Genomic DNA, 21,481 nt, shown 5'->3' with positions numbered 1-21,481 from the left:
CGGCGCTCCTGTGCATCGACGAGTTCGAACTGGACGACCCGGGCGACACGATGCTGATGACGCGGCTCCTCGGCGAGCTCGTCGCCTCCCGCCGGCCGCTCGACGTCGTCGCCATCGCGGCGGCCGCCCTCGTCAACGAGCGCTACCTCGATCGGCGCTTCACCGTCCACCACCTCGCCGCCGAGCTGCGGATGCCCGCCCTGCTGCTGCGGCTGCGGTTCCGCCGCTGCTACGGGCTCGGCCTCGACGAGCACCTCGCCCTCCGCCGACTCGAGCTGGCCGCCGTCCTGATGGCGAGCACCCCCGTCGCTCTCGGCGGCCTCGACCGCATCGCCCGGGGCTCCGGCTACCGGGGCACCGCCGAGCTGGACCGCGACCACCGGAGGCACCGCCGGTCCTCCGCGCTGGCCGCCTGGTTCCGGGCCGCCCCGCGTCCCGAGCGCGAGCACCGGCCCGGCATCCGGCCCGAGGAGGAGCTGCTCGCCGCAGCGCCGGGTGCCGCGACGCCGGCCCGCCCCAGCAGCACCCGCTCGGCACCGGTCACCCCGCTGAGGCGCCGCGCCTGAGCCCGGCCGCGGAGCGGTACAGTGCCACGATGCGCACCTCCGGAACCCGCCGATGACGGCCGTCCGCTACGTCGCGATCGGCGATTCCTTCACCGAGGGCGTCGGCGACGAGCGGCCGGACGGCACCCCGCGCGGCTGGGCCGATCTGACGGCCGCGGGATGGGCGGCGGCCACGGGCGAGCGGATCGAGTACGCCAATCTCGCGATCCGGGGCCGGCTCATCGCGCCGATCCTCGCCGAGCAGCTCGAGCCCGCGCTCGCCCTGGGCCCGACCCACCTCTCCTTCAACGGAGGCGGCAACGACATGCTGCGCCCGCGCGCCGACATCGAGCGGATCGCCGACGCCTACCTCCGCGTCCTCGCGCGCTGCGACGAGCAGGGCGTCGTGCTGATCGCCCTGGCCGGCGCCGACCCGTCGCCGCGGCTCCCGCTCGGCTCGCTCATCCGCCGCCGCGGGGACGCGCTGACCGACGCCGTCCTGCGCCGGACGAGCCACCGGACCGACGTGGTCGTCGCCGACAACTGGCACGACCCCGCTTTCGCCGATCCGGAGCTGTGGTCGGAGGACCGCCTGCACCTCGGCCCGCGGGGACACCGGCGGGTGGCCGACCGGGTCCTGCGGGCGCTCGGGCTCACACCGCCCGCCGCGCTGCCCAAAGCTCCCGAGGCCGCACTCCGGCGCGGCGGAACCGTGCAGTACTACCGGCAGCACGTCGCGCCGTGGGTGCAGCGCAGGCTCACCGGCACGTCCTCCGGGGACGGCCGCGCCGCGAAGTACGCGGGCTTCGTGCCGATCGACCCGGTCTGACGCCTCCCCCGAGGAGCACGGCCCTCGTTCGACGCGCAGGGATCGCCCCGTGAGGCGGTCAGCGGCGACAACTCGTGGCCGCTCCACGGCTTCTAACGCTCAGTGCCAGCCGTACCGCGCCGAGAGCACCCGGGCGACGGCGTCGTACCGAGCGCGCTCCAGAGCTGCTCCTTCGCGGCGCATCCCGGCGGGGTGCACGCGGAACACGCGCTCCGGGTCGACCCAGCTGGGGCGCCCGTCCGGGTCCCAGCCGCCGGTGCCGACGGCCAGGTAGTCGGAGTGCTCCTTCGAGCTCAGCCGCACGGCGAGAACCGTCCCCGACTTCTCGACCGCGAGCACGAGCACCGGGCGGTCCTTGCCGCGGCCGTCGTCCTCCTCGTACGGCACCCAGGTCCAGACGACCTCGCCCGGGTCCGGGTCGCCGTCGGGCGTGGGCGCGTAGCCCAGGCGGACCCCGCGGAGCCGCGACGGGTCGACCTCGACGGTGCGGCCCACTCCGCTCGCGCCCGGGGTCGGCGCCGTCGTGCTCAGGTACGGGCGCTGCGGGCGGGGCCCGGCGTCCGGCCGCGGGGCGACCGCGCGGCCGAGGAGTCGGAGGAGCAGGGACACGACCGAGCGCGAGGAGGGCACCCCGGAACCCTAGCCCGGATTCTCAGCCGCCCGCCCGCGGGGGCGCGCCCGGCGGTCGCCCGGCCCGGACGCGCCGACGGGGTGCCGGCTCCGGAGAGCCGGCACCCCGTCGGGTGCTGCGGATTAGGGGGTCAGTCCGCCAGGACGTAGCCCGCCTCTCCGTGGATGGCCGTGTCGATGCCGGCGATCTCGTCCTCGTTCTTCACGCGGAAGCCCATCGTCTTCTGGATGATCCAGCCGATGAGGAGCGTCATGACGAAGGAGTAGGCGAGAACGGTGAAGGCCGCGAGGGCCTGCTTGCCGAGCTGGCTCGCGTCGCCGGTGAGGAACAGGCCCACGCCGGTGCCGAAGAAGCCGATGTAGAGCGTTCCGATGAGGCCGCCGACCAGGTGCACGCCGACCACGTCGAGCGAGTCGTCGTAGCCGAGGCGGTACTTGAGGTCGATCGCCAGGGCGCAGACGGCGCCGGTGATGACGCCCAGGACGATCGCCCAGAACGGCGACAGGCTGGCGCACGCCGGGGTGATCGCGACGAGGCCCGCGACCGCGCCCGAGGCGGCGCCGATCGAGGTGGGCTTGCCGTCCTTGATCTTCTCGACGACGAGCCAGCCGAGGATCGCGGCGGCCGGAGCGGCGATGGTGTTGAGGAAGGCGACGGCCGCGATGCCGTCGGCGGCGAGCTCGGAGCCGGCGTTGAAGCCGAACCAGCCGAACCACAGCAGTCCGGCGCCCAGGAGCACGAACGGCGGGTTGTGCGGCTGGTGCGCGCCCTTGGTGAAGTTGACGCGCTTGCCGAGCACCAGGGCGAGGGCGAGGGCCGCCGCTCCGGCGTTGATGTGGACGGCGGTGCCGCCCGCGAAGTCGATCGCGCCGACGCCGTAGGCGATCCAGCCGCCGTCGACGACGGTGGCGTCGTCGCCGAGGGTGAAGTTGAAGACCCACGAGGCGACCGGGAAGTAGACGACGGTGGCCCAGACGCCGGCGAAGACCATCCAGGCGCCGAACTTCGCGCGGTCCGCGATGGCGCCGGAGATGAGCGCGACGGTGATGATCGCGAACGTCGCCTGGAACGCGGCGAAGGCCAGCGTCGGGAAGGCCGACGTCTGCTCGCCGAGCGCGTCGTTGTAGATGCCCTGCAGGCCGATCTGGGCGGTGTCGATGCCGAGGACGCCGTCGATGCCGACGAAGGTGTCGGTCCCTGCGGGGCCGGACGGGCCGTTGCCGAACGCGATCGCGTAGCCGTACAGGACCCAGAGGACCCCGATGAGGCCCATGGCTCCGAAGCTGAGCATCATCATGCTGATGACGCTCTTCGCACGCACCAGGCCGCCGTAGAAGAAGGCGAGCCCGGGGGTCATGAGCAGGACCAGCGCGGCTGCGATGAGCAGGAACGCGGTATTGCCTTGATCCATTGTTGAACCTCTCGTGAGTGTGCAGAGAAAAGCCCGGAGCGAGGACGCTGCGTCGGAGCACGGCCTGGAGACACGCGGGTGTCGGGTCACCTCGGGTAGCCGACAGTCTGGTGGCGCGAGGTTTCGTCCCGTGAGGCACCGCGTTTCGCGGAGGTTACGGCCGAGGCCCCTGTGTAAAAAGCGCGTTACGGCGCGCTGGCGGACGGCACGACGACGAGCCCGGGAACGCCGGGAGGAGAGCGGATCCGCCCCTAGGAGCGGGGCGCCATCGAGGTGAGCGCGATGAGCCGCGACATCGAGCGCAGGTACTTCTTGCGGTAGCCGCCGCTCAGCATGTCGCCGCCGAAGACCTCGTCGAGGGGCGTCCCGGAGGCGAGGACCGGGATCTGCGCGTCGTAGACCCGGTCGATGAAGGCCACGAGGCGCAGGGCGTCGGTCTGGTCGGTCAGAGCGGTGACGCCCCGGAGCACGATGGTGTCGACGCCGTCGATCACCTTGATGTAGCGGGAGGGGTGCACGGTGCCCAGGTGGTGCACGGCCTCCGCGAACGGGTCGTCGGTGACGACGGAGCCGGCGGGGGCGGCCGCGACGAGAGCGTCGATCTCCTCGTCGGTGCGCACCACGGCGTGGCCCTCGATGTCGCGGCGCCGGTAGTCGGTGCCGTCGATCCGCATCGTCTCGAAGTGGGCGGCCATCGACTGGATCTCGCGGAGGAAGTCCGCCGCGGCGAAGCGCCCCTCGCCCAGCGCGTTGGGCGGGGTGTTCGAGGTCGCGGCGATGCGGGTCCCGGAGGCGACGAGCTCGCCGAGGAGCCGCGTCATCAGCATCGTGTCGCCCGGGTCGTCCAGTTCGAACTCGTCGATGCACAGGAGCGCCGAGCCCTTGAGGAGAGAGACGGTCGCCGCGTAGCCGAGCGCGCCGACGAGCGCGGTGTACTCGATGAACGTCCCGAAGTAGGTGCGGCCCGGCACCGCGTGCCAGATCGCCGCGAGCAGGTGGGTCTTGCCGACGCCGAAGCCGCCGTCGAGGTACACGCCCGGCTTGACCGCGGGGGCCTTCTTCCGGCCGAAGCCCAGGAAGCCGCCTCCCTTGGATCCGCCGCCGGCGGCGAACGCGCGCAGAGCCTCCACCGCGTCGGCCTGCGAGGGGTACTCCGGGTCGGGACGGTAGCTCTCGAAGGTGGCGCCCTCGAACTGGCGTGGGGGCACCAGCGTCGACGCGATCTCGTGCCCGCTGATCTGGGGCGAGCGGGCGGTCAGGCTGCTCGTCGATCGGACGTCGTCGGGGCTCACTCGCGTCTCGCATCCTGCGCACGGCGGGGGTCAGTGCGCTCAGTGGCGGCGGCCGCACCGGGCACGGAGCCGCCGCGGTTCTGTGTCGAACTCTTACGGCGCCCTCCGTGCGGCGTCGTCCGCGGACGCGTACTGTCGCTGAAGGGCGGGCTCCAGCGTAGCCCGCCGTGGAATCACGCCCGCGCTCCGCGCACCATCCTGGAGGTCCTCCTTGTCCGTCGAAACCGATCCGTCGCCGAAGTTCGCCTCCTACGCGCACCCCGAACGGCTCGTCAGCGCCGACTGGCTCGAGCAGCGCCTCGGCACTCCCGGTCTCGTCGTCGTCGAGTCCGACGAGGACGTCCTGCTCTACGAGACCGGCCACATCCCCGGCTCCGTCAAGATCGACTGGCACACCGACCTCAACGACCCGGTGCAGCGCGACTACATCGACGGCGCCGCGTTCGCCGCGCTCGTCAGCGGCAAGGGCATCGCCCGCGACACCACCGTCGTCGTCTACGGCGACAAGAACAACTGGTGGGCCGCCTACGCGCTCTGGGTCTTCACCCTCTTCGGTCACGAGGACGTCCGTCTGCTCGACGGCGGCCGCGACAAGTGGCTCGCGGAGGGCCGCCCGACGACCACCGACGCCTCCTCCCCGGAGCCCGCCGAGTACCCCGTCGTCGAACGCAGCGACGCCGAGATCCGCGCCTTCAAGGACGACGTCCTCGCGCACTTCGGCAACCCGCTGATCGACGTCCGCTCCCCGGAGGAGTTCACCGGGCAGCGCACCACGGCGCCGGCCTACCCGGAGGAGGGCGCCCTGCGCGCCGGTCACATCCCCAGCGCGCAGAACGTGCCCTGGGGCAGGGCCGCCGCCGAGGACGGCACCTTCCGCCCCCTCGACGAGCTGAACGGCATCTACCGCGAGGGCGCGGGGCTGAAGGACGGCGACTCCGTCATCGCTTACTGCCGGATCGGCGAGCGCTCCGCCCACACCTGGTTCGTGCTGACCCACCTCCTCGGCTTCGAGGGCGTCCGCAACTACGACGGCTCCTGGACCGAGTGGGGCAGCGCCGTCCGCGTCCCGATCGTGCAGGGCGCCGAGCCCGGCGAGGCCCCCGCGGCCCGCTGACGCGTCACGACGGAGGCCGGGAGCGCCGATCCGCCCGTCGACGGGCCGGATCCGGGCTCCCGGCCTCCGCTGCGACCGCCCGCCGCCCCTCCCCCGATGAGACACTGGACCGGATGACCGACACCACGCTCCCCGACGCTCTGCGCGACATCCGCGAGGAGTTCCTCGCCCTCGAGAAGCCGGAGCGCCTGCAGCTCCTGCTCGAGTTCTCGAACGAGCTCCCCGACCTGCCCGAGCGCTACCGCGACCACCCGGACCTCTTCGAGCGCGTGGAGGAGTGCCAGGCACCCGTCTTCATCGTCGTCGACGTCGAGGGCGGGATCGTGCACCTGCACGCCACGGCTCCCCGCGAGGCGCCCACGACGCGCGGCTTCGCGTCGATCCTGGCGCAGGGCCTGGCCGGGCTCACCCCCGAGCAGGTGCTCGCCGTTCCCGACGACTTCCCGCAGACCATCGGCCTCTCGGAGGCGGTCTCGCCGCTGCGCCTGCGCGGCATGACCGCGCTGCTCGGCCGTACCAAGCGGCAGGTCCGCGCGCACCTGGCCGCATGATCCTCCGGCCGCTCCTCCCCGCCGGTCGGCCGATCGTGATCGGCGAGGAGGGCGCGCGAGCGGCGGTCGCGGCCGCCTGGCGTCCCGACGAGGCGGTGCGCGTGCGCCTGAACATGATCGCGAGCGTCACCGGCTCCAGCACCGGCTCCGACGGCACGAGCGAGACGCTCACCAACCGCGTCGACCGCACGATCCTCGGAGTCGTCCGCGAGCAGGCCGACGTCGTCCTCGTCGGAGCCGCGAGCGTCCGCGCCGAGGGCTACCGCGTCCCCCGGCGGGTCCCGCTCGCCGTCGTCTCCGCCTCGGGCGATCTCGCCGGGCACCGCCTGGAGCTGCAGGAGGGCTCCCGGGTCCTGCTGCTGGTGCCGGAGTCGCGCGGCGCGGTGGAGGGGCTCCCCGCCGGCGTCGAGGTCGTCCCGGTCCCGTCCTCCTCGGAGCGGATCGGTGTCGACGAGCTCCTGGAGGCTCTCGCCGGGCTCGGCCTGCACCGCGTCGTCTGCGAGGGCGGCGCCTCGCTCTCGGGCCAGTTCCTCGCCTCGGGCCGGGTCGACGAGCTGTGCCTCACCACCTCGCCGCGCGTCGTCCTGCCGGGCCTCCCGGTCGCGACGGGCACGGCCGTCGTCGACGACGCCTACGCCCTGACGCTCCTGGCCGCGGACGATTCCGGGGCCGTCTACGCCCGCTGGAGCCGCACGCGCTGAGAGCCGCCCACCCGGCGTGCCTCCGCGTCCCGGGCGCGTCGGAACCCTAGTCTGCGACCGTGCCCGAATTCCCAGCGTCGTCCCAGCTCCCCGAGGAGTTCAGGGTCGCGACGGAGTCGATCCGCGCCGCTGCCACGCGCGCCGAGCTCACCGTGTCCGAGATCGCCTCGCCGTCGGGTCTCGCGCCCTGGGCCCTCGCCCTGTCGGGCGACGTCGCGCCGCACGCGCACGGACGCGACTCCGAGCTGGGCACGGGGCGCTTCATCCTGCTCTACGACCCCGAGGAGCCCGAGCAGTGGGGCGGCCCCTTCCGTGTCGTCTGCTTCGCCCAGGCCCCGCTCGAGGTCGAGATCGGCACCGATCCGTTCCTCGCCGAGGTCGCCTGGTCCTGGCTCATCGACGCCCTCGGGGCGCGGGGCGCCTCCTATTCCGCCGCGTCCGGCACGGCCACCAAGGTGCTCTCCACCGGTTTCGGCGAGCTGGCCGCTCAGGGGGACGGTGCGCAGATCGAGATCCGCGCCTCCTGGAGCCCGGATGATGCGCAGCTCGCCGCTCACGTGGAAGGGTGGGGGGAGCTGTTGTGCATGCTCGCGGGTCTCCCGCCCGTATCGAGCGACGGTGTGACCCCGCTCGCCTTCCGACGGAACAACCGTGACTGATTACCGTGTCCTCTCCACGCCCGACGAGTTCCTCGCCGCGGTCGACGCCCTCGCCGCCGGCGAGGGCCCCGTCGCCGTCGACGCCGAGCGCGCCTCCGGCTTCACCTACTCGCAGCGCGCGTACCTGATCCAGGTCTACCGGCGCGGCGCCGGCGCGTTCCTCTTCGATCCCCCCGCCATCGGCCGGATGGACGCCCTGCAGGCGGTCATCGGCCAGGAGGAGTGGGTCCTCCACGCCGCCAGCCAGGATCTCGCCTGCCTGCGCGAGGTGGGCCTGGACCCGGTGCGGATCTTCGACACCGAGCTCGCCGCCCGGCTCCTCGGACTGCCCAAGGTGGGCCTCGGCGCCGTCGTCGAGGACCTCCTCGGCATCCACCTGGCCAAGGAGCACTCGGCCGCCGACTGGTCGACCCGCCCCCTCCCCCAGAGCTGGCTCGTCTACGCCGCGAAGGACGTGGAGCTCCTCGTGGACCTCCGCGACCGCATGGAGGAGATGCTCATCGCCGCGCGGAAGACGCGCATCGCCCGCGAGGAGTTCGAGGCGACGCTCGCGCGCGCCCCGAAGGCGGTCCCGCCGGATCCGTGGCGCCGCCTCTCCGGCATGCACTCGCTCCGCGGCCCGCGCCCCCTCGCCGTGGCGCGCGAGCTCTGGCTGGCCCGGGACGCGTTCGCCCGCGAGCGCGACATCGCTCCCGGCCGCCTGATCCCCGACTCCTCGATCATCGCGGTCGCCCGCAACATCCCGACCAGCATCGGCCAGCTCTCGGGCCGCCGCGATTTCACCGGCCGCGCCAGCCGCGGCGAGGTCGAGCGCTGGTGGGCCGCGATCGAGCGCGGGACGACGACCGAGGACCTGCCGAGCCCGACCCGCCCGGCCGCCGACACGCTCCCCCCTCCGCGCGCGTGGGGCGATCGCAACCCGGCCGCCGACGCGCGCCTGAAGGCGGGACGCGCCGTGGTCACCGAGATCGCGGAGCTGCTCTCGCTCCCGGTCGAGAACCTGCTCACGCCGGAGCTGCTGCGCCGGGTGGCCTGGAACCCGCCCGAGCCGCTGACCGCGGAGTCGGTCGCCGCGGAGCTCACCCGCGCCGGCGCCCGCGCCTGGCAGGTCGAGGCCACATCGGGCTCGATCGCCACCGCGTTTGTCGAAGCGGCCCAAGCGTCGGCCGAGGGCACCGAAACCCCTTCGTAGGAAGCGGCAAAGGATTCCGGCTGCGCGGTGCCGGTTCCTACGATCGACGGCGACCGTGAGTTCCTGGGAGGCATTGTGGCCGAGAGATCCGAAGTCGTGTTCGTCGACGGAGTCCGTACTCCGTTCGGGCGTGCCGGCGAGAAGGGCATGTACTGGCAGACCCGAGCCGACGACCTCGTCGTCAAGGCGATGATCGGTCTGCTGGAGCGCAACGGCGCGCTGCCGAAGGAGCGGGTGGACGAGGTGGCGATCGCCGCCACCACCCAGCAGGGCGACCAGGGCCTGACCCTCGGCCGCACGGCAGCGTTGCTCGCAGGGCTGCCGAAGTCGGTGCCCGGCTTCGCCATCGACCGCATGTGCGCCGGAGCGATGACCTCGGTCACCGCGACCGCGGGCGGCATCGCGTTCGGCGCCTACGACGTGGTCCTCGCCGGCGGCGTGGAGCACATGGGCCGGCACCCGATGGGCTTCGGCGCCGACCCCAACCCGCGCTTCCTCTCCGAGCGCCTCGTCGGCGAGGACGCGCTCAACATGGGCCGCACGGCGGAGCGGATCCACGACCGCTTCCCGCACCTGACGAAGGAGCGCGCCGACCACTACGCCCTGCGGAGCCAGCAGAAGCTCGCCGCCGCGTACGCCGCCGGCAGCATCCAGCCGGACCTCGTCCCCGTCGCCACGCGCAGCGCCGCGGGCTGGGGCCTCGCGACCGCCGATGAGGCACCGCGCCCCGAGACGACCCTCGAGGGCCTCGCGGGCCTGCGGACCCCGTTCCGCCCCCATGGCCGGGTGACCGCGGGTAACTCCTCCGGGCTCAACGACGGGGCGACGGTGTCGCTCCTGGCCAGCGCCGACGCCGCGCAGGAGCTGGGCCTGTCCGCGAAGATGCGGATGGTGAGCTTCGCGTACGCCGGCGTCGAGCCCGAGATCATGGGCATCGGCCCGGTCCCCTCGACCGAGAAGGCGCTCCGCAAGGCGGGCCTGGGCATCGAGGACATCGGGCTCTTCGAGCTCAACGAGGCGTTCGCCGTGCAGGTGCTCTCCTTCCTCGACCATTTCGGCCTCGACGACGACGACCCGCGCGTCAACGAGTACGGCGGAGCGATCGCGATCGGCCACCCGCTCGCCTCCTCCGGGGTCCGGCTGATGATCCAGCTGGCCCGGCAGTTCGAGTCGCACCCCGAGGTCCGCTACGGCGTGACGGCCCTCTGCGTCGGCCTCGGCCAGGGCGGCACGGTGATCTGGGAGAACCCGCACTACGACGGCAAGCGCGGACGACGGAAGGGACGCTGACCCATGCTCGACGGATTCGAGAACCTCGTGGACCTCGCCGAGGGCGAGGTCGTCACCCACTCCTACGTCCGCGACGTGCCGCTGCCCAGCGGCCGCACGCTCGCCCTGATCACGCTCGACAACGACCGCGACCACACCCGCCCCAACACCTTCGGGCCGGCGTCGCTCTTCGAGCTGGCGGACGTCCTCCTGGCGCAGAAGGAGCGCGCCTCGCGGGGCGAGATCCAGGCGGTCGGCATCACCGGCAAGCCGTTCATCCTCGCCGCGGGAGCCGACCTCAGCAAGGTCGGGGCCATCCCGAGCCGTGAGCTGGGCCGCCAGCTGGCGCGTTTGGGCCACCGCACGCTGGGGATGCTGGCCGAGCTGGGCGTGCCGTCCTTCGCCTTCATCAACGGCCTCGCCCTGGGCGGCGGCACCGAGATCGGCCTGAACGCCGACTACCGCACCGTCGACTCCTCCATCCCCGCGCTCGGGCTCCCCGAGGTCTTCCTCGGCATCATCCCCGGCTGGGGCGGCGCGTGGCTCCTGCCGAACCTGATCGGCATCGAGAACGCCCTCAAGGTCGTGGTCGAGAACCCGCTCAAGAACAACCGCACGCTCAAGGGCCAGGAGGTGTTCGACCTCGGCATCGCCGACGCGATCTTCCCGCCCGCCGCCTTCCTCGAGGACTCGCTCCGCTGGGCCGACGGCGTGATCGGCGGCTCCGTGAAGGTGGAGCGGCCGAACGCACCCGGCAAGCTGGAGCGGCTGGTCAAGTGGGACGTCGCGATCTCGATCGCTCGCAAGCAGCTGGAGTCGCGGATCGGCACGGTCGCGGCGTCTCCGTACCGCGCGCTGGAGCTTCTCAAGGCCGCGAAGAACACCACCCGCGAGGAGGGCTTCGCCGCCGAGGACGAGGCGCTGGCCGACCTGATCTCGGGTGACCAGTTCCGCGCGAGCATCTACGCGTTCGATCTGGTGCAGAAGCGCGCCAAGCGTCCCGCGGGAGCGCCCGACAGGGCGCTGGCCAAGCCCGTCACCAAGGTCGGGGTCGTCGGCGCGGGCCTCATGGCCTCGCAGTTCGCGCTGCTCTTCGTCCGCCGCCTCCAGGTGCCGGTGGTCATCACCGACCTCGACCAGGAGCGGGTCGACAAGGGCGTCGCGGGCATCCGCGCCGAGATAGACGCGCTGCTGGCGAAGGGACGCGTCTCCCCCGACGACGCGAACCGCCTCCGCGCGCTGATCACCGGCACGACCGACCGCTCCGACTTCGCCGACGCCGACTGGGTGATCGAGGCGGTCTTCGAGGAGCTGTCGGTGAAGCAGGACGTGTTCGCCGACATCGAGCGCTACGTCTCGCCCACGGCGGTGCTCGCGACCAACACCTCGTCCCTCTCCGTCGAGCGCATCGGCGAGCGGCTGGAGCACCCCGAGCGCCTCGTCGGCTTCCACTTCTTCAACCCGGTCGCGGTCATGCCGCTGATCGAGGTGGTCCGGACGCCGCACACCGACGACGAGACCCTCTCGACGGCGATGGTCACCGCCGCGAAGCTCAAGAAGAACGCCGTCATCACGCGCGACACCCCGGGCTTCGTGGTGAACCGCGTGCTGGCGAAGGTCCTGGGCGAGGCGATGCACGCGGTCGACACGGGCACTCCCTTCGAGGTCGTCGAGCAGTCGCTGGCTCCGTTCGGCCTGCCGATGACCCCGTTCGAGCTGCTCGAGCTGGTGGGCCTCAAGGTCGGCGCGCACGTGCTCGACACCCATCACGCCGCGTTCCCCGACCGCTTCTTCGACAGCCCCAACCTGCACCGCCTCGCCGAGCTCGGCCACGTCTTCGAGCGCGACGCGAAGGGGCGGGTGAAGGGCGTCGACAAGCGCGCTGTCGCGATCGTCGCCGGGGGCACGGAGCCGATGACGGCCGAGCAGCTGCGGCTGCGCGTCGAGACGGGTCTCGCGGACGAGGTCAAGCGGATGCTGGACGACGACGTCGTGCACGCCGCCGAGGACATCGACCTCTGCCTGATCCTCGGCGCGGGCTACCCGTTCCAGATGGGCGGGCTCACGCCCTACCTCGACCGGGTCGGCGCGAGCGAGCGGGCGTTCGGGGACACGTTCCACCACCCCGCGATCCGCGGCGTCGACTGACGCGGAGTGCAGTGACGCGGAAGGGGCGCCGGATCTGATCCGGCGCCCCTTCCGCGCGTCGCCTGAGGGACGGGTCCCGACGGCCGATCAGTCGCTGCGGGCGTCGTCCCGGGCCTCGACCTCGTCCGGGAGCGGACGGGCGACCGGGATCTTGCTGCCCAGCACCTGCGCGACGACGTCGCGAGCGATGTGCTGGGGAGTGAGTCCGACGTCCTCGAGGATCTCCTCGCGCTTGGCGTGGTCGAGGAACTGGTCGGGCAGCCCGAGCTCGGTCACCGCGGTGTCCACGCCGGCCTCGCGCAGGTCCTGGCGGATGCGCGTGCCGATCCCGCCGACGCGCACCCCGTCCTCGATCGAGACGACGATTCGGTGCTCGCGGGCGAGCTCGATGATGCTGGTGGGCACGGGCACGACCCAGCGGGGGTCGACGACAGTGGCTCCGATGCCCTGGGCCGCGAGCCGCTGAGCGACCTCGAGACCCATCGCGGCCATCGGCCCGACCGTGACCAGCAGCACGTCCTTGCGCTCGGCGCGGGCGAGCACGTCGACCCCGTCGCCGAGACGCTCGACGGCGTCGATCTCGTCGCCGACGCTCCCCTTCGAGAAGCGCACCACGGTCGGCGCGTCGGTGACGCCGACGGCCTCGCGCAGCTCCTCGCGCAGGCGCACGGAGTCGCGCGGAGCGGCGAGACGGATGTTCGGGACGACCTGCAGGATCGCCAGATCCCACATGCCGTGGTGGCTCGGACCGTCGGGTCCGGTGACTCCGGCGCGGTCCAGCACGAAGGTGACGCCCGCTCGGTGCAGTGCGACGTCCATCAGCACCTGGTCGAAGGCGCGGTTCACGAAGGTGGCGTACAGCGCGACGACCGGATGCAGCCCGCCGAAGGCGAGACCGGCGGCCGAGGTCACGGCGTGCTGCTCCGCGATGCCGACGTCGAAGACGCGCTCCGGGTACTTCTCCGCGAGGCGGTCGAGACCGACGGGCCGGAGCATGGCGGCCGTGATGCCGACGATCGTCGGGTCCTCGTCGGCCAGCGTGACGATCTCCTCGGCGAACACCGAGGTCCACGAGCGGGCCCCGGCCGCGCTCAGCGGCTCGCCCGTCTCGGGGTCGATCTGCCCGACGGCGTGGAACTGGTCGGCGAGGTCGTGCACGGCCGGACCGAAGCCCTTGCCCTTCTGGGTGATCGCGTGCACGATGACCGGCTGGCCGTAGTCCTTCGCCTGCTGGAGAGCCTCCTCCATCGCCGTCAGGTCGTGTCCGTCGATCGGCCCCAGGTACTTGATGTCGAGGTTGGAGTAGAGCGCCTCGTTGTTGATGAAGCGGCTGAGGAAGCCGTGGAGCCCGCCGCGAACGCCGCGGTAGACGGCGGCGGCGGGGCCGCCCAGCCGCTCCGAGACGGCCCGGGAGCCGCGGTGCATCGTGCGGTAGGTCGGCCGCGTGCGGACGCCGTTGAGGAAGCGGGCCATGCCGCCGATGGTCGGGGCGTAGGAGCGCCCGTTGTCGTTGACCACGATGACCAGCCCGCGGGAGTTGTCGTCGCTGATGTTGTTCAGCGCCTCCCAGGTCATGCCGCCGGTGAGGGCGCCGTCGCCCACGACCGCGACGACGTGGCGGTCGGTCTGGCCGGTCATCGTGAAGGCGCGGGAGATGCCGTCCGCCCAGGACAGCGAGCTGGAGGCGTGCGAGCTCTCGACGATGTCGTGCGGCGACTCCCTCCGCTGCGGGTAGCCGGCGAGGCCGCCGCGCTGCCGGAGCTTCGAGAAGTCCTGGCGACCGGTGAGCAGCTTGTGGACGTAGGACTGGTGACCGGTGTCGAACACGATCGCGTCGTGCGGCGAGTCGAAGACCCGGTGGATCGCGATGGTCGTCTCGACGACGCCGAGATTCGGCCCCAGGTGGCCGCCGGTCTTCGAGACCTCGCGCACGAGGAAGTCGCGGATCTCCTGCGCCAGCGTCTCGAGCTCGGCCGCGGTCAGGCGATCGAGATCGCGAGGACCGCCGATGGTCTCGAGAACAGCCATGCGCGCCGCCTTCCGGGGTCGTGAGCGAGGTGGGGACGTCTCCCGAGTCTACGCACGGGGCCCCCGGGAACGCGTGTGCGCCTCCCCCGCAGGGAAGGCGCACACGCTCTGCGGCTGATCTAGACGAGCGAGCGCAGCACGTACTGCAGGATGCCGCCGTTGCGGTAGTAGTCCGCCTCACCGGGGGTGTCGATGCGGACGACCGCGTCGAACTCGACGGTCTGCTTGCCCTCGGCCGAGTGCTCGGTCGGCTCGGCGACGACGTGGACCGTCTTGGGGGTGACGCCCTCGTTCAGCTCCTCGATGCCCGAGATGCTGATCGACTCGGTGCCGTCGAGGCCCAGCGACTCCCAGCTCTCGCCCGCAGGGAACTGCAGCGGGACGACGCCCATGCCGATGAGGTTCGAGCGGTGGATCCGCTCGAAGCTCTCGACGATGACCGCCTTGACGCCCAGCAGGCTCGTTCCCTTGGCCGCCCAGTCGCGCGACGAGCCGGAGCCGTACTCCTTGCCGCCCAGGATGACGAGCGGGGTGCCCTCGGCCTGGTAGTTCTGCGACGCGTCGTAGATGAACGACTGCGGGGCGTCCGGCTGCGTGAAGTCACGGGTGTAGCCGCCCTCCACGCCGTCGAGCAGCTGGTTGCGCAGGCGGATGTTCGCGAACGTGCCGCGGATCATCACCTCGTGGTTGCCGCGGCGCGAGCCGTAGGAGTTGTAGTCCTTGCGGTCGATGCCGTGCTCGTCGAGGTAGCGGCCGGCGGGGCTGTCGGCCTTGATCGAGCCGGCGGGGCTGATGTGGTCGGTCGTGACGGAGTCGCCGAGCTTGGCGAGCACGCGGGCACCGGCGATGTCGGTGACCGGGGTCGTCTCCATCGTCATGCCGTCGAAGTACGGGGGCTTCCGCACGTAGGTCGACGACTCGTCCCACTCGAAGATCGAGCCCTCGGGGGTCTGCAGCGCGCGCCAGCGCTCGTCGCCGTCGAACACGCCCGCGTACTGCGTGTCGAACATCGACTTGTCGATCGACGAGTCGATCGTCGCCTGCACCTCGGCCGCGTCGGGCCAGATGTCCTTGAGGAACACGTCGTTGCCGTCGGAGTCGGTGCCGAGCGCGTCGACCTCGAAGTCGAAGTTCATCGAGCCGGCGAGCGCGTAGGCGATGACGAGCGGGGGGCTCGCCAGGTAGTTCATCTTCACGTCCGGGTTGATGCGGCCCTCGAAGTTGCGGTTGCCCGAGAGCACGGCGGTCACGGCGAGGTCGTTGTCCTGCACCGCGGCCGAGATCTCCTCGAGCAGCGGGCCGGAGTTGCCGATGCAGGTCGTGCAGCCGTAGCCGACCGTGTAGAAGCCGAGCGCTTCGAGCGACTCGGTCAGGCCGGCCTTCTCGTAGTAGTCGGTGACGACCTTCGATCCGGGCGCCAGCGTGGTCTTGACCCACGGCTTGGCCTTCAGGCCCTTCTGCGCCGCGTTGCGGGCCAGCAGGCCGGCCGCGAGCATGACGGACGGGTTCGACGTGTTGGTGCACGAGGTGATCGCCGCGATCGCGACGGCGCCGTGATCGATCGTGAAGGTCCCGCCCTCGCCGAGCTCGACCATGGTCGGCTTGGAGGCGGTCGCCGGCGCGTGCGAGCGGTGGGTGTGCTCGTGGCTGCTGTGCTCGTCCTGCGGCTGCAGCTCTCCGGGGTCGGAGGCGGGGAACGACTCCGCGATGGTCAGGTCGACGATGTCGTGCGAGACGTCCGCGTAGTTGGTGAGGTCCGACTCGAACTGCGTCTTGGCGGACGAGAGCTCGATCCGGTCCTGCGGGCGCTTCGGGCCGGCGATCGAGGGGACGACGGTGCCGAGGTCGAGCTCGAGGTACTCGCTGAAGACCGGCTCGACCGCGGGGTCGTGCCAGAGCTTCTGCAGCTTGGAGTACTGCTCGACGAGGGCGATCTGCTCGTCGCTGCGGCCGGTGAGGCGCAGGTAGTCGAGGGTCACGTCGTCGATGGGGAACATCGCGGCGGTGGAGCCGAACTCGGGGCTCATGTTGCCGATGGTGGCGCGGTTCGCGAGCGGCACCGCGGCGACGCCGGCCCCGTAGAACTCGACGAACTTGCCGACCACGCCGTGCTTGCGCAGCATCTGCGTGATGGTGAGCACGACGTCCGTCGCGGTCACGCCGGTCGGGATCGAGCCGGTGAGCTTGAAGCCGACGACCTTCGGGATGAGCATCGAGACGGGCTGGCCGAGCATCGCGGCCTCGGCCTCGATGCCGCCGACGCCCCAGCCGAGCACGCCGAGGCCGTTGACCATCGTCGTGTGCGAGTCGGTGCCGACGCAGGTGTCGGGGTAGGCGCGCAGCACGCCGCCCACCTCGCGGGTCATGGTGACGCGGGCCAGGTACTCGATGTTGACCTGGTGCACGATGCCGGTTCCGGGCGGGACGACCTTGAAGTCGTCGAAGGCGGTCTGGCCCCAGCGGAGGAACTGGTACCGCTCGCCGTTGCGCTCGTACTCGAGCTCGACGTTGCGCTCGAGCGCGTCCTCGGTGCCGAAGAGGTCGGCGATGACGGAGTGGTCGATGACCATCTCGGCGGGCGCGAGCGGGTTGATCCGGTTCGCGTCGCCGCCCAGGGCAGCGACGGCCTCGCGCATGGTGGCGAGGTCGACGATGCAGGGCACGCCGGTGAAGTCCTGCATGACCACGCGGGCCGGCGTGAACTGGATCTCGGTGTCGGGCTCCGACTCCGGGACCCACTCGCCGAGGGCGCGGATGTGGTCGGCGGTGATGTTCGCGCCGTCCTCCGTGCGGAGGAGGTTCTCGAGCAGCACCTTGAGGCTGAACGGGAGCTTCTCGTGACCGGGGACCCGGTCGATGCGGAACACCTCGTAGTCGGTCGAGCCGACCTTCAGGGTGTCTTTCGATCCAAAGCTGTCTACCGCGGACACGTCGCCCTCTCCTTCGCTGACTGCAGCGTCCGCCGACGGGCGGAGCCGCTCTCCGTCCTCATCTTGACGACCGCGCACAGCGGCCTGCCACCAAGGAGGACCTAACTCCTCGACGCCGAGGCGCCCGGTCGACCTCGCCGCGACGGTGCGGGGAGGCGAGCGCTATTTATCTCGACGTCGAGACAATTCTATGCACGATCCGGAGCATCGCCCGCATCGGCGCGCTCGCCGGCTCCGCGGTACTCGGCCCGGACGGCGAGCACGGTGAGCACCAGCAGCGGCGCGTACAGGGGCAGGCCCAGCGCCAGCTTCCAGATGCCCAGCGCCGTGGTGTCCTCGGCGAGGAACAGCGGGTACTGCACGGCCAGGCGCAGGAGGAAGAGCCCCGCCCACGCGAGGGTCAGGGCGCCGAAGAGGCGGCGCTTGCGCCGATCGGACCGCCAGGAGGTGCCGTCCCCCATCAGGAAGCCGGCGGCGACGCCGATCAGGGGCCAGCGCACGAGGACGGAGAGGAGGAAGACGAGCCCGTAGACGAGGTTGGTGAGCAGCCCCAGGGCGAAGTTGTCGACGCCCCGCCCGGTGAACAGCGCCAGTGCGGCCGAGACCACCACGGCGAGCAGCCCGCCGACGGCCTGGATCACCGGCGTCCGGCCGAGCACCCGCGCCACCGTGAACGCCACGGCGAGCCCGACGGATGCGACCAGCGAGAGCACCAGCTCCGAGGTGACCGTGTAGAGCAGGACGAAGGCGATGCCGGGCACGACGGCCTCGAGGATCCCCCGGACGCCGCCCATGGTGCGCAGCAGCGCCTTCCCGTCGAACGGCTCGCCGTCGGCGACCGCGCCGAGTCCCGAGCGGCGGGCGGCCTGCGCGATCGCGTCGCCCACCTCGGGCCGGACCGGCTCCTCCGATCGGGCCGGGTCCTCGGGCCGCACCGGCTCCATGCCGGTCAGCTCGCGCTCTGCTGGGTCTGGCTGCCGGTCGGCACCTTCAGCGGGATCAGGTCGCGCGGAGGCATCGGGCCGCTGCCGCGGACCACGACGATGCTGCGGAAGAGCTCCTCGACCGAGGCGGCCGCCTGCTCGTCGACGGCTCCGGCTCCGGCGATCACGCCGCGGAGGAACCAGCGCGGACCGTCGACACCGACGAACCGGGCGACGCGGGTCTGGCCGCCGGCGATCGGGAGCTCGGCGACGAGCTCCGGACCGAAGACGCCGTCGCGCTCCGTCGTCGATCCGCCCTGACGGCCGATCTGCTCGGCGATCTGGCCGCGGATCTCGTGCCAGAGGCCCGAGGAGCGCGGCGCGGAGAAGGGCTGCACCTGCAGCGTCGACCCTGCGTAGTCGAGGCCGACGGCGATGACGCGCTTGGTCCCCTCCTCGACCTCGAGGCGGATGTGCATGCCCTCGCGGGGAAGCACCTTCACCCCGCCGAGGTCGATGTAGGGGCGGACCGGGTTGGCCTCGCGCTCGTCCAGGGGCCCGGCCTCCGCGCGGTCCTCCGGCGCCGACTTCTCGAAGTCCTGCTGGACGGGCTCGGCGGCCTCGCCGGCCGTGGGCTGGATGTCGCTCATGCGCTCTCCTCGTGGATTCTGGTCTCCTGGGCGCCGGCGGCGTACCCGGTGGATCCGAAGCCGCCCGTGCCGCGGACCGACTCGGGAAGCTCGTCGACGGCCGTGAACCTCGCCTGGACGACGGGGACGATCACGAGCTGCGCGATCCGGTCCCCCGCCGAGACGCGGTACGTCTCGCGGCTGTCGGTGTTCAGCAGCGCCACCCGGATCTCGCCGCGGTAGCCCGCGTCGATCGTTCCGGGGGAGTTGACGACGGTGATGCCGTGCCTGAAGGCCAGCCCGCTGCGGGGGACGACGAAGCCGGCGTGGCCCTCCGGGAGGGCGACGGCCACCCCGGTGCCGACGGAGGCGCGCTCACCGGGGGCGAGCACCACGTCCTCCGTCGAGTGGAGATCGGCTCCCGCGTCGCCCGGACGGGCGTAGGAGGGGAGCCGGTCCGCGGTGATCGGGACGTCGACGGTTGCAGGCACGTGACGAGGGTAGACCAAACGTCTGATCCAATAGGGTCATGCCGTCCTACCGAGAGAGGCTGTGGCCCGCGCCCTGGCTCTTCGTCGCCACCGCCCTCGTGATCCCCGCCAGCATCCTGGTGTTCGCGCCCATCGACCTCGCGGTGGGGGTGATCGTCGCGGTCGTGCTGTACGCGGGCTGCGTGCTGTCGCTGCTGGCCCTCTCCCCCGTGATCGAGGTGGCGGAGGGTGAGCTGCGCGCCGGCCGCGCGCACATCCCGCTGGACCTCGTGGGCGAGCCGTCCTCCTACTCGGGGGACCAGGCGTTCGCCGAGCGCGGGACGCGCCTGGACGCGCGGGCGTACCTGGTCATCCGCGGCTGGGTGAAGGAGGTGGTGCGGGTCCCGATCGAGGATCCGGCCGACCCGACGCCGTACTGGCTGGTCTCCACCCGCCGCCCGGACGACATCGTCGCCGCGATCCGGGGATCACGGCGACGGAGCGGTCGTCCTTCGGAGCCGGGAGGCGCTTAAGCGGCGCACTCCAGGCAGATCGGTCCGAGCTTCTCCTCGTGGTCGATCTGCGAGCGGTGCTTCACGAGGAAGCAGCTCACGCACGTGAACTCGTCCGCCTGGGGCGGAAGGACCACGACGTCCAGATCGAGGTCGGACAGATCGGCACCGGGCAGTTCGAATCCGCCCGGGTTGTCGGCGTCATCGACGTCGACGACTCCGGACATCTTGTCGGGGACTCGCTCCTTCAGGGCCTCGATCGACTCGGAGTCGTCATCGGTCTTGCGGGGGGCGTCGTAGTCCGTAGCCATTCCCATCCACTTCTTATTTCTGCTGTTCAACAAATCGGCGGGGTCAGTGTGCATCACGACGCATCGATTCGCAAACCACCTCGAACGGCTCTTGACACCCGCTCGCCCCGCCTCCTTCCGCACCAACTTTCGACCCGCCCGGGGTATTCCCGGCCGATCGCCCGGGCGCGTGGCATCCTTGCCCGGTCCGCGTCCAGAAGGAGGGTCCCCACGATGATGGAACTGAAGGTGATCGGCGTCGAGGGCGGATCGCTCGTCCTCGTGTCCGAGGGCGGCGAGCGCTTCTCGGTCCGCATCGACGAGACGCTGCAGAGCCAGCTGCGGCCGCGGGTCCACACCCTCCCGCCGCGCGAGAAGCGCGTCTCCCCCCGCGAGATCCAGGCCCACATCCGCTCCGGGCTCTCCGCCGAGGAGGTCGCCGAGCTCACGGGCGCCGACCTGGGCTACGTCCAGCGCTTCGAGGGACCCGTCACGGCCGAGCGCGAGCACATCGTCGCGTCCGCCCTCGCCGTGCGCGTCTACACGACCACCGACCCCGATCCCCTCGAGGAGGGCACGCCCTTCGGCGACGTCATCCGCGACCGCCTCGCGTCGCTCGGCGCCGAGGGCGAGCAGTGGTCGAGCTGGAAGGAGGAGGAGGGCTGGGTCGTCAAGCTCCTCTTCCGCTCGGACGAGATCGACCACGACGCCCGCTGGCGCTTCGACCCGCGGAAGGCGCTGCTGTCGCCGCTGACCTCCGAGGCGATCACGCTCTCGCAGCAGGGCGAGATCCGGCCGACCCTCATCCCGCGCCTGCGCGCCGTCATCCCCGCCGCCGTCGACGAGCTCGCCACGCGCTTCGACCCGGAGTCCGCGGAGGCGCCGACCCGCTCCGCCCGGGCCGACCACCCCACCGCCGGCCGCACCGCCGCGATGCCGCACGCCCGGCCGGCCGCCGTCCGCCCCTCCGACACGGAGCCGCAGCCGGCCCTCTCCGAGACCCCGCGCCCGATCTCGACGCTCCCCCGCCCCGTCACGAGCACGACGGAGCAGCGCGAGCGCAACCTCAACGACACCGCCGACCTGCTCGACGCCCTGCGGCGCCGCCGGGGCGAGCGCGATCACGCCTCGAGCCTCCGCGTCAGCGAGGAGCCGGAGCCCGAGGCCGAGGCCGCTCCTCCGGTCGAGAAGGCACCGGAGCCGCCGCGCACCGCTCCCCCGGTCCCTGAGCAGCCGTCGGGGGTGCGCGGGAGCCTCCGCCGGGGGCGGGCGTCGATGCCGAGCTGGGACGAGATCGTCTTCGGAGCGCGCAGCGACGACTGATCCTCCGCCGGCGCGGCGCCGCCGGGGTGGACGG

Annotated in this window: 20 protein-coding genes; 11 read left to right on the top strand and 9 right to left on the bottom strand. The window is 72.1% G+C overall.

The genetic code is table 11. The features are described 5' to 3' along the window. The coding region (gene zapE, locus C5C50_RS17375) for an AFG1/ZapE family ATPase (protein WP_308471835.1) at positions 1 to 566 on the top strand (566 nt) is incomplete at its 5' end. Between the two features lie 52 nt (positions 567 to 618). Next, positions 619 to 1,374, top strand: coding sequence for an SGNH/GDSL hydrolase family protein (locus C5C50_RS13430; protein ID WP_104273663.1), 756 nt, complete (start codon positions 619 to 621; stop codon positions 1,372 to 1,374). A 99-nt stretch (positions 1,375 to 1,473) separates the two neighbouring features. Here the strand turns inward: C5C50_RS13430 and C5C50_RS13425 are convergent, their stop codons facing one another. The 3 genes from C5C50_RS13425 to zapE (C5C50_RS13415) form a co-directional block, all read right to left on the bottom strand. Further along, complete coding sequence (locus C5C50_RS13425) at positions 1,474 to 2,004, bottom strand: type II toxin-antitoxin system PemK/MazF family toxin (protein WP_167299028.1); 531 nt, start codon at positions 2,002 to 2,004, stop codon at positions 1,474 to 1,476. Between the two features lie 131 nt (positions 2,005 to 2,135). Then, positions 2,136 to 3,416, bottom strand: a complete 1,281-nt coding sequence (locus C5C50_RS13420) for an ammonium transporter (protein ID WP_104225239.1) — start codon at positions 3,414 to 3,416, stop codon at positions 2,136 to 2,138. Positions 3,417 to 3,667: 251 nt separating this feature from the next. Then, positions 3,668 to 4,708 (bottom strand): cell division protein ZapE, encoded by a 1,041-nt coding sequence (zapE, locus tag C5C50_RS13415; protein ID WP_104262911.1) that lies wholly within the window; start codon positions 4,706 to 4,708, stop codon positions 3,668 to 3,670. Positions 4,709 to 4,919: 211 nt separating this feature from the next. On the opposite strand from zapE (C5C50_RS13415), the gene C5C50_RS13410 reads away from it, so the two are divergent. The 7 genes from C5C50_RS13410 (at position 4,920) to C5C50_RS13380 (ending at position 12,342) form a co-directional block, all read left to right on the top strand. Then, positions 4,920 to 5,822 (top strand): sulfurtransferase, encoded by a 903-nt coding sequence (locus C5C50_RS13410; protein ID WP_104273662.1) that lies wholly within the window; start codon positions 4,920 to 4,922, stop codon positions 5,820 to 5,822. A gap of 113 nt (positions 5,823 to 5,935) precedes the next feature. Next, positions 5,936 to 6,373: a SufE family protein gene (locus tag C5C50_RS13405; protein WP_104222086.1), complete on the top strand. Its 438-nt coding sequence runs from the start codon at positions 5,936 to 5,938 to the stop codon at positions 6,371 to 6,373. Then, complete coding sequence (locus C5C50_RS13400; protein WP_104262910.1) at positions 6,370 to 7,074, top strand: dihydrofolate reductase family protein; 705 nt, start codon at positions 6,370 to 6,372, stop codon at positions 7,072 to 7,074. The genes C5C50_RS13405 and C5C50_RS13400 overlap by 4 nt, the downstream gene beginning before the upstream one ends. Before the next feature lie 59 nt (positions 7,075 to 7,133). Further along, complete coding sequence (locus C5C50_RS13395; RefSeq protein WP_104222090.1) at positions 7,134 to 7,733, top strand: DUF3000 domain-containing protein; 600 nt, start codon at positions 7,134 to 7,136, stop codon at positions 7,731 to 7,733. After that, the gene (locus C5C50_RS13390) at positions 7,726 to 8,925 is read left to right on the top strand and encodes a ribonuclease D (RefSeq protein WP_104267878.1); all 1,200 of its coding nucleotides are present in this window, start codon (positions 7,726 to 7,728) and stop codon (positions 8,923 to 8,925) included. Before C5C50_RS13395 ends, C5C50_RS13390 begins: the two co-directional genes overlap by 8 nt. A 75-nt stretch (positions 8,926 to 9,000) precedes the next feature. Continuing rightward, positions 9,001 to 10,215, top strand: a complete 1,215-nt coding sequence (locus C5C50_RS13385; protein WP_104250321.1) for a thiolase family protein — start codon at positions 9,001 to 9,003, stop codon at positions 10,213 to 10,215. Between the two features lie 3 nt (positions 10,216 to 10,218). Next, entirely contained in the window at positions 10,219 to 12,342 is a 2,124-nt protein-coding gene (locus C5C50_RS13380) for a 3-hydroxyacyl-CoA dehydrogenase NAD-binding domain-containing protein (RefSeq protein ID WP_104273661.1), read from the top strand. An 87-nt stretch (positions 12,343 to 12,429) separates the two neighbouring features. On the opposite strand, the gene dxs is transcribed toward C5C50_RS13380, so the two are convergent. The 5 genes from dxs to dut all read right to left on the bottom strand — a co-directional run bounded on the left by dxs (position 12,430) and on the right by dut (position 19,343). Then, positions 12,430 to 14,370, bottom strand: a complete 1,941-nt coding sequence (gene dxs / locus C5C50_RS13375) for a 1-deoxy-D-xylulose-5-phosphate synthase (protein ID WP_104222098.1) — start codon at positions 14,368 to 14,370, stop codon at positions 12,430 to 12,432. A gap of 119 nt (positions 14,371 to 14,489) precedes the next feature. Further along, positions 14,490 to 17,300, bottom strand: a complete 2,811-nt coding sequence (gene acnA, locus C5C50_RS13370) for an aconitate hydratase AcnA (protein ID WP_104273660.1) — start codon at positions 17,298 to 17,300, stop codon at positions 14,490 to 14,492. A gap of 188 nt (positions 17,301 to 17,488) precedes the next feature. Next, positions 17,489 to 18,244: a DUF3159 domain-containing protein gene (locus C5C50_RS13365; RefSeq protein WP_104273659.1), complete on the bottom strand. Its 756-nt coding sequence runs from the start codon at positions 18,242 to 18,244 to the stop codon at positions 17,489 to 17,491. A 5-nt stretch (positions 18,245 to 18,249) separates the two neighbouring features. After that, positions 18,250 to 18,873 carry a DUF3710 domain-containing protein gene (locus C5C50_RS13360; RefSeq protein ID WP_104248032.1) on the bottom strand — a complete coding sequence of 208 codons (624 nt, stop codon included), beginning with the start codon at positions 18,871 to 18,873 and terminating at the stop codon, positions 18,250 to 18,252. Then, positions 18,870 to 19,343 carry a dUTP diphosphatase gene (gene dut, locus C5C50_RS13355; protein WP_104273658.1) on the bottom strand — a complete coding sequence of 158 codons (474 nt, stop codon included), beginning with the start codon at positions 19,341 to 19,343 and terminating at the stop codon, positions 18,870 to 18,872. Before dut ends, C5C50_RS13360 begins: the two co-directional genes overlap by 4 nt. A gap of 38 nt (positions 19,344 to 19,381) precedes the next feature. On the opposite strand from dut, the gene C5C50_RS13350 reads away from it, so the two are divergent. Further along, positions 19,382 to 19,855 carry a DUF3093 domain-containing protein gene (locus tag C5C50_RS13350; RefSeq protein ID WP_104232568.1) on the top strand — a complete coding sequence of 158 codons (474 nt, stop codon included), beginning with the start codon at positions 19,382 to 19,384 and terminating at the stop codon, positions 19,853 to 19,855. Here the strand turns inward: C5C50_RS13350 and C5C50_RS13345 are convergent. Continuing rightward, a complete protein-coding gene (locus C5C50_RS13345; RefSeq protein WP_055792269.1) occupies positions 19,852 to 20,145 on the bottom strand; it encodes a DUF4193 domain-containing protein in 294 nt (97 codons plus the stop codon). The genes C5C50_RS13350 and C5C50_RS13345 overlap by 4 nt on opposite strands. Before the next feature lie 213 nt (positions 20,146 to 20,358). On the opposite strand from C5C50_RS13345, the gene sepH reads away from it, so the two are divergent. After that, positions 20,359 to 21,447 carry a septation protein SepH gene (sepH, locus tag C5C50_RS13340; protein WP_104273657.1) on the top strand — a complete coding sequence of 363 codons (1,089 nt, stop codon included), beginning with the start codon at positions 20,359 to 20,361 and terminating at the stop codon, positions 21,445 to 21,447. Positions 21,448 to 21,481 lie beyond the last annotated feature (34 nt).

Origin of the sequence: Rathayibacter sp. AY1D9, from assembly GCF_002932395.1 — a bacterium.
Classification (GTDB): Bacteria; Actinomycetota; Actinomycetes; order Actinomycetales; family Microbacteriaceae; genus Rathayibacter.
The sequence above is the reverse complement of the archived record's forward strand: the minus strand, read 5'-3'. Positions and strand labels throughout refer to the sequence as shown.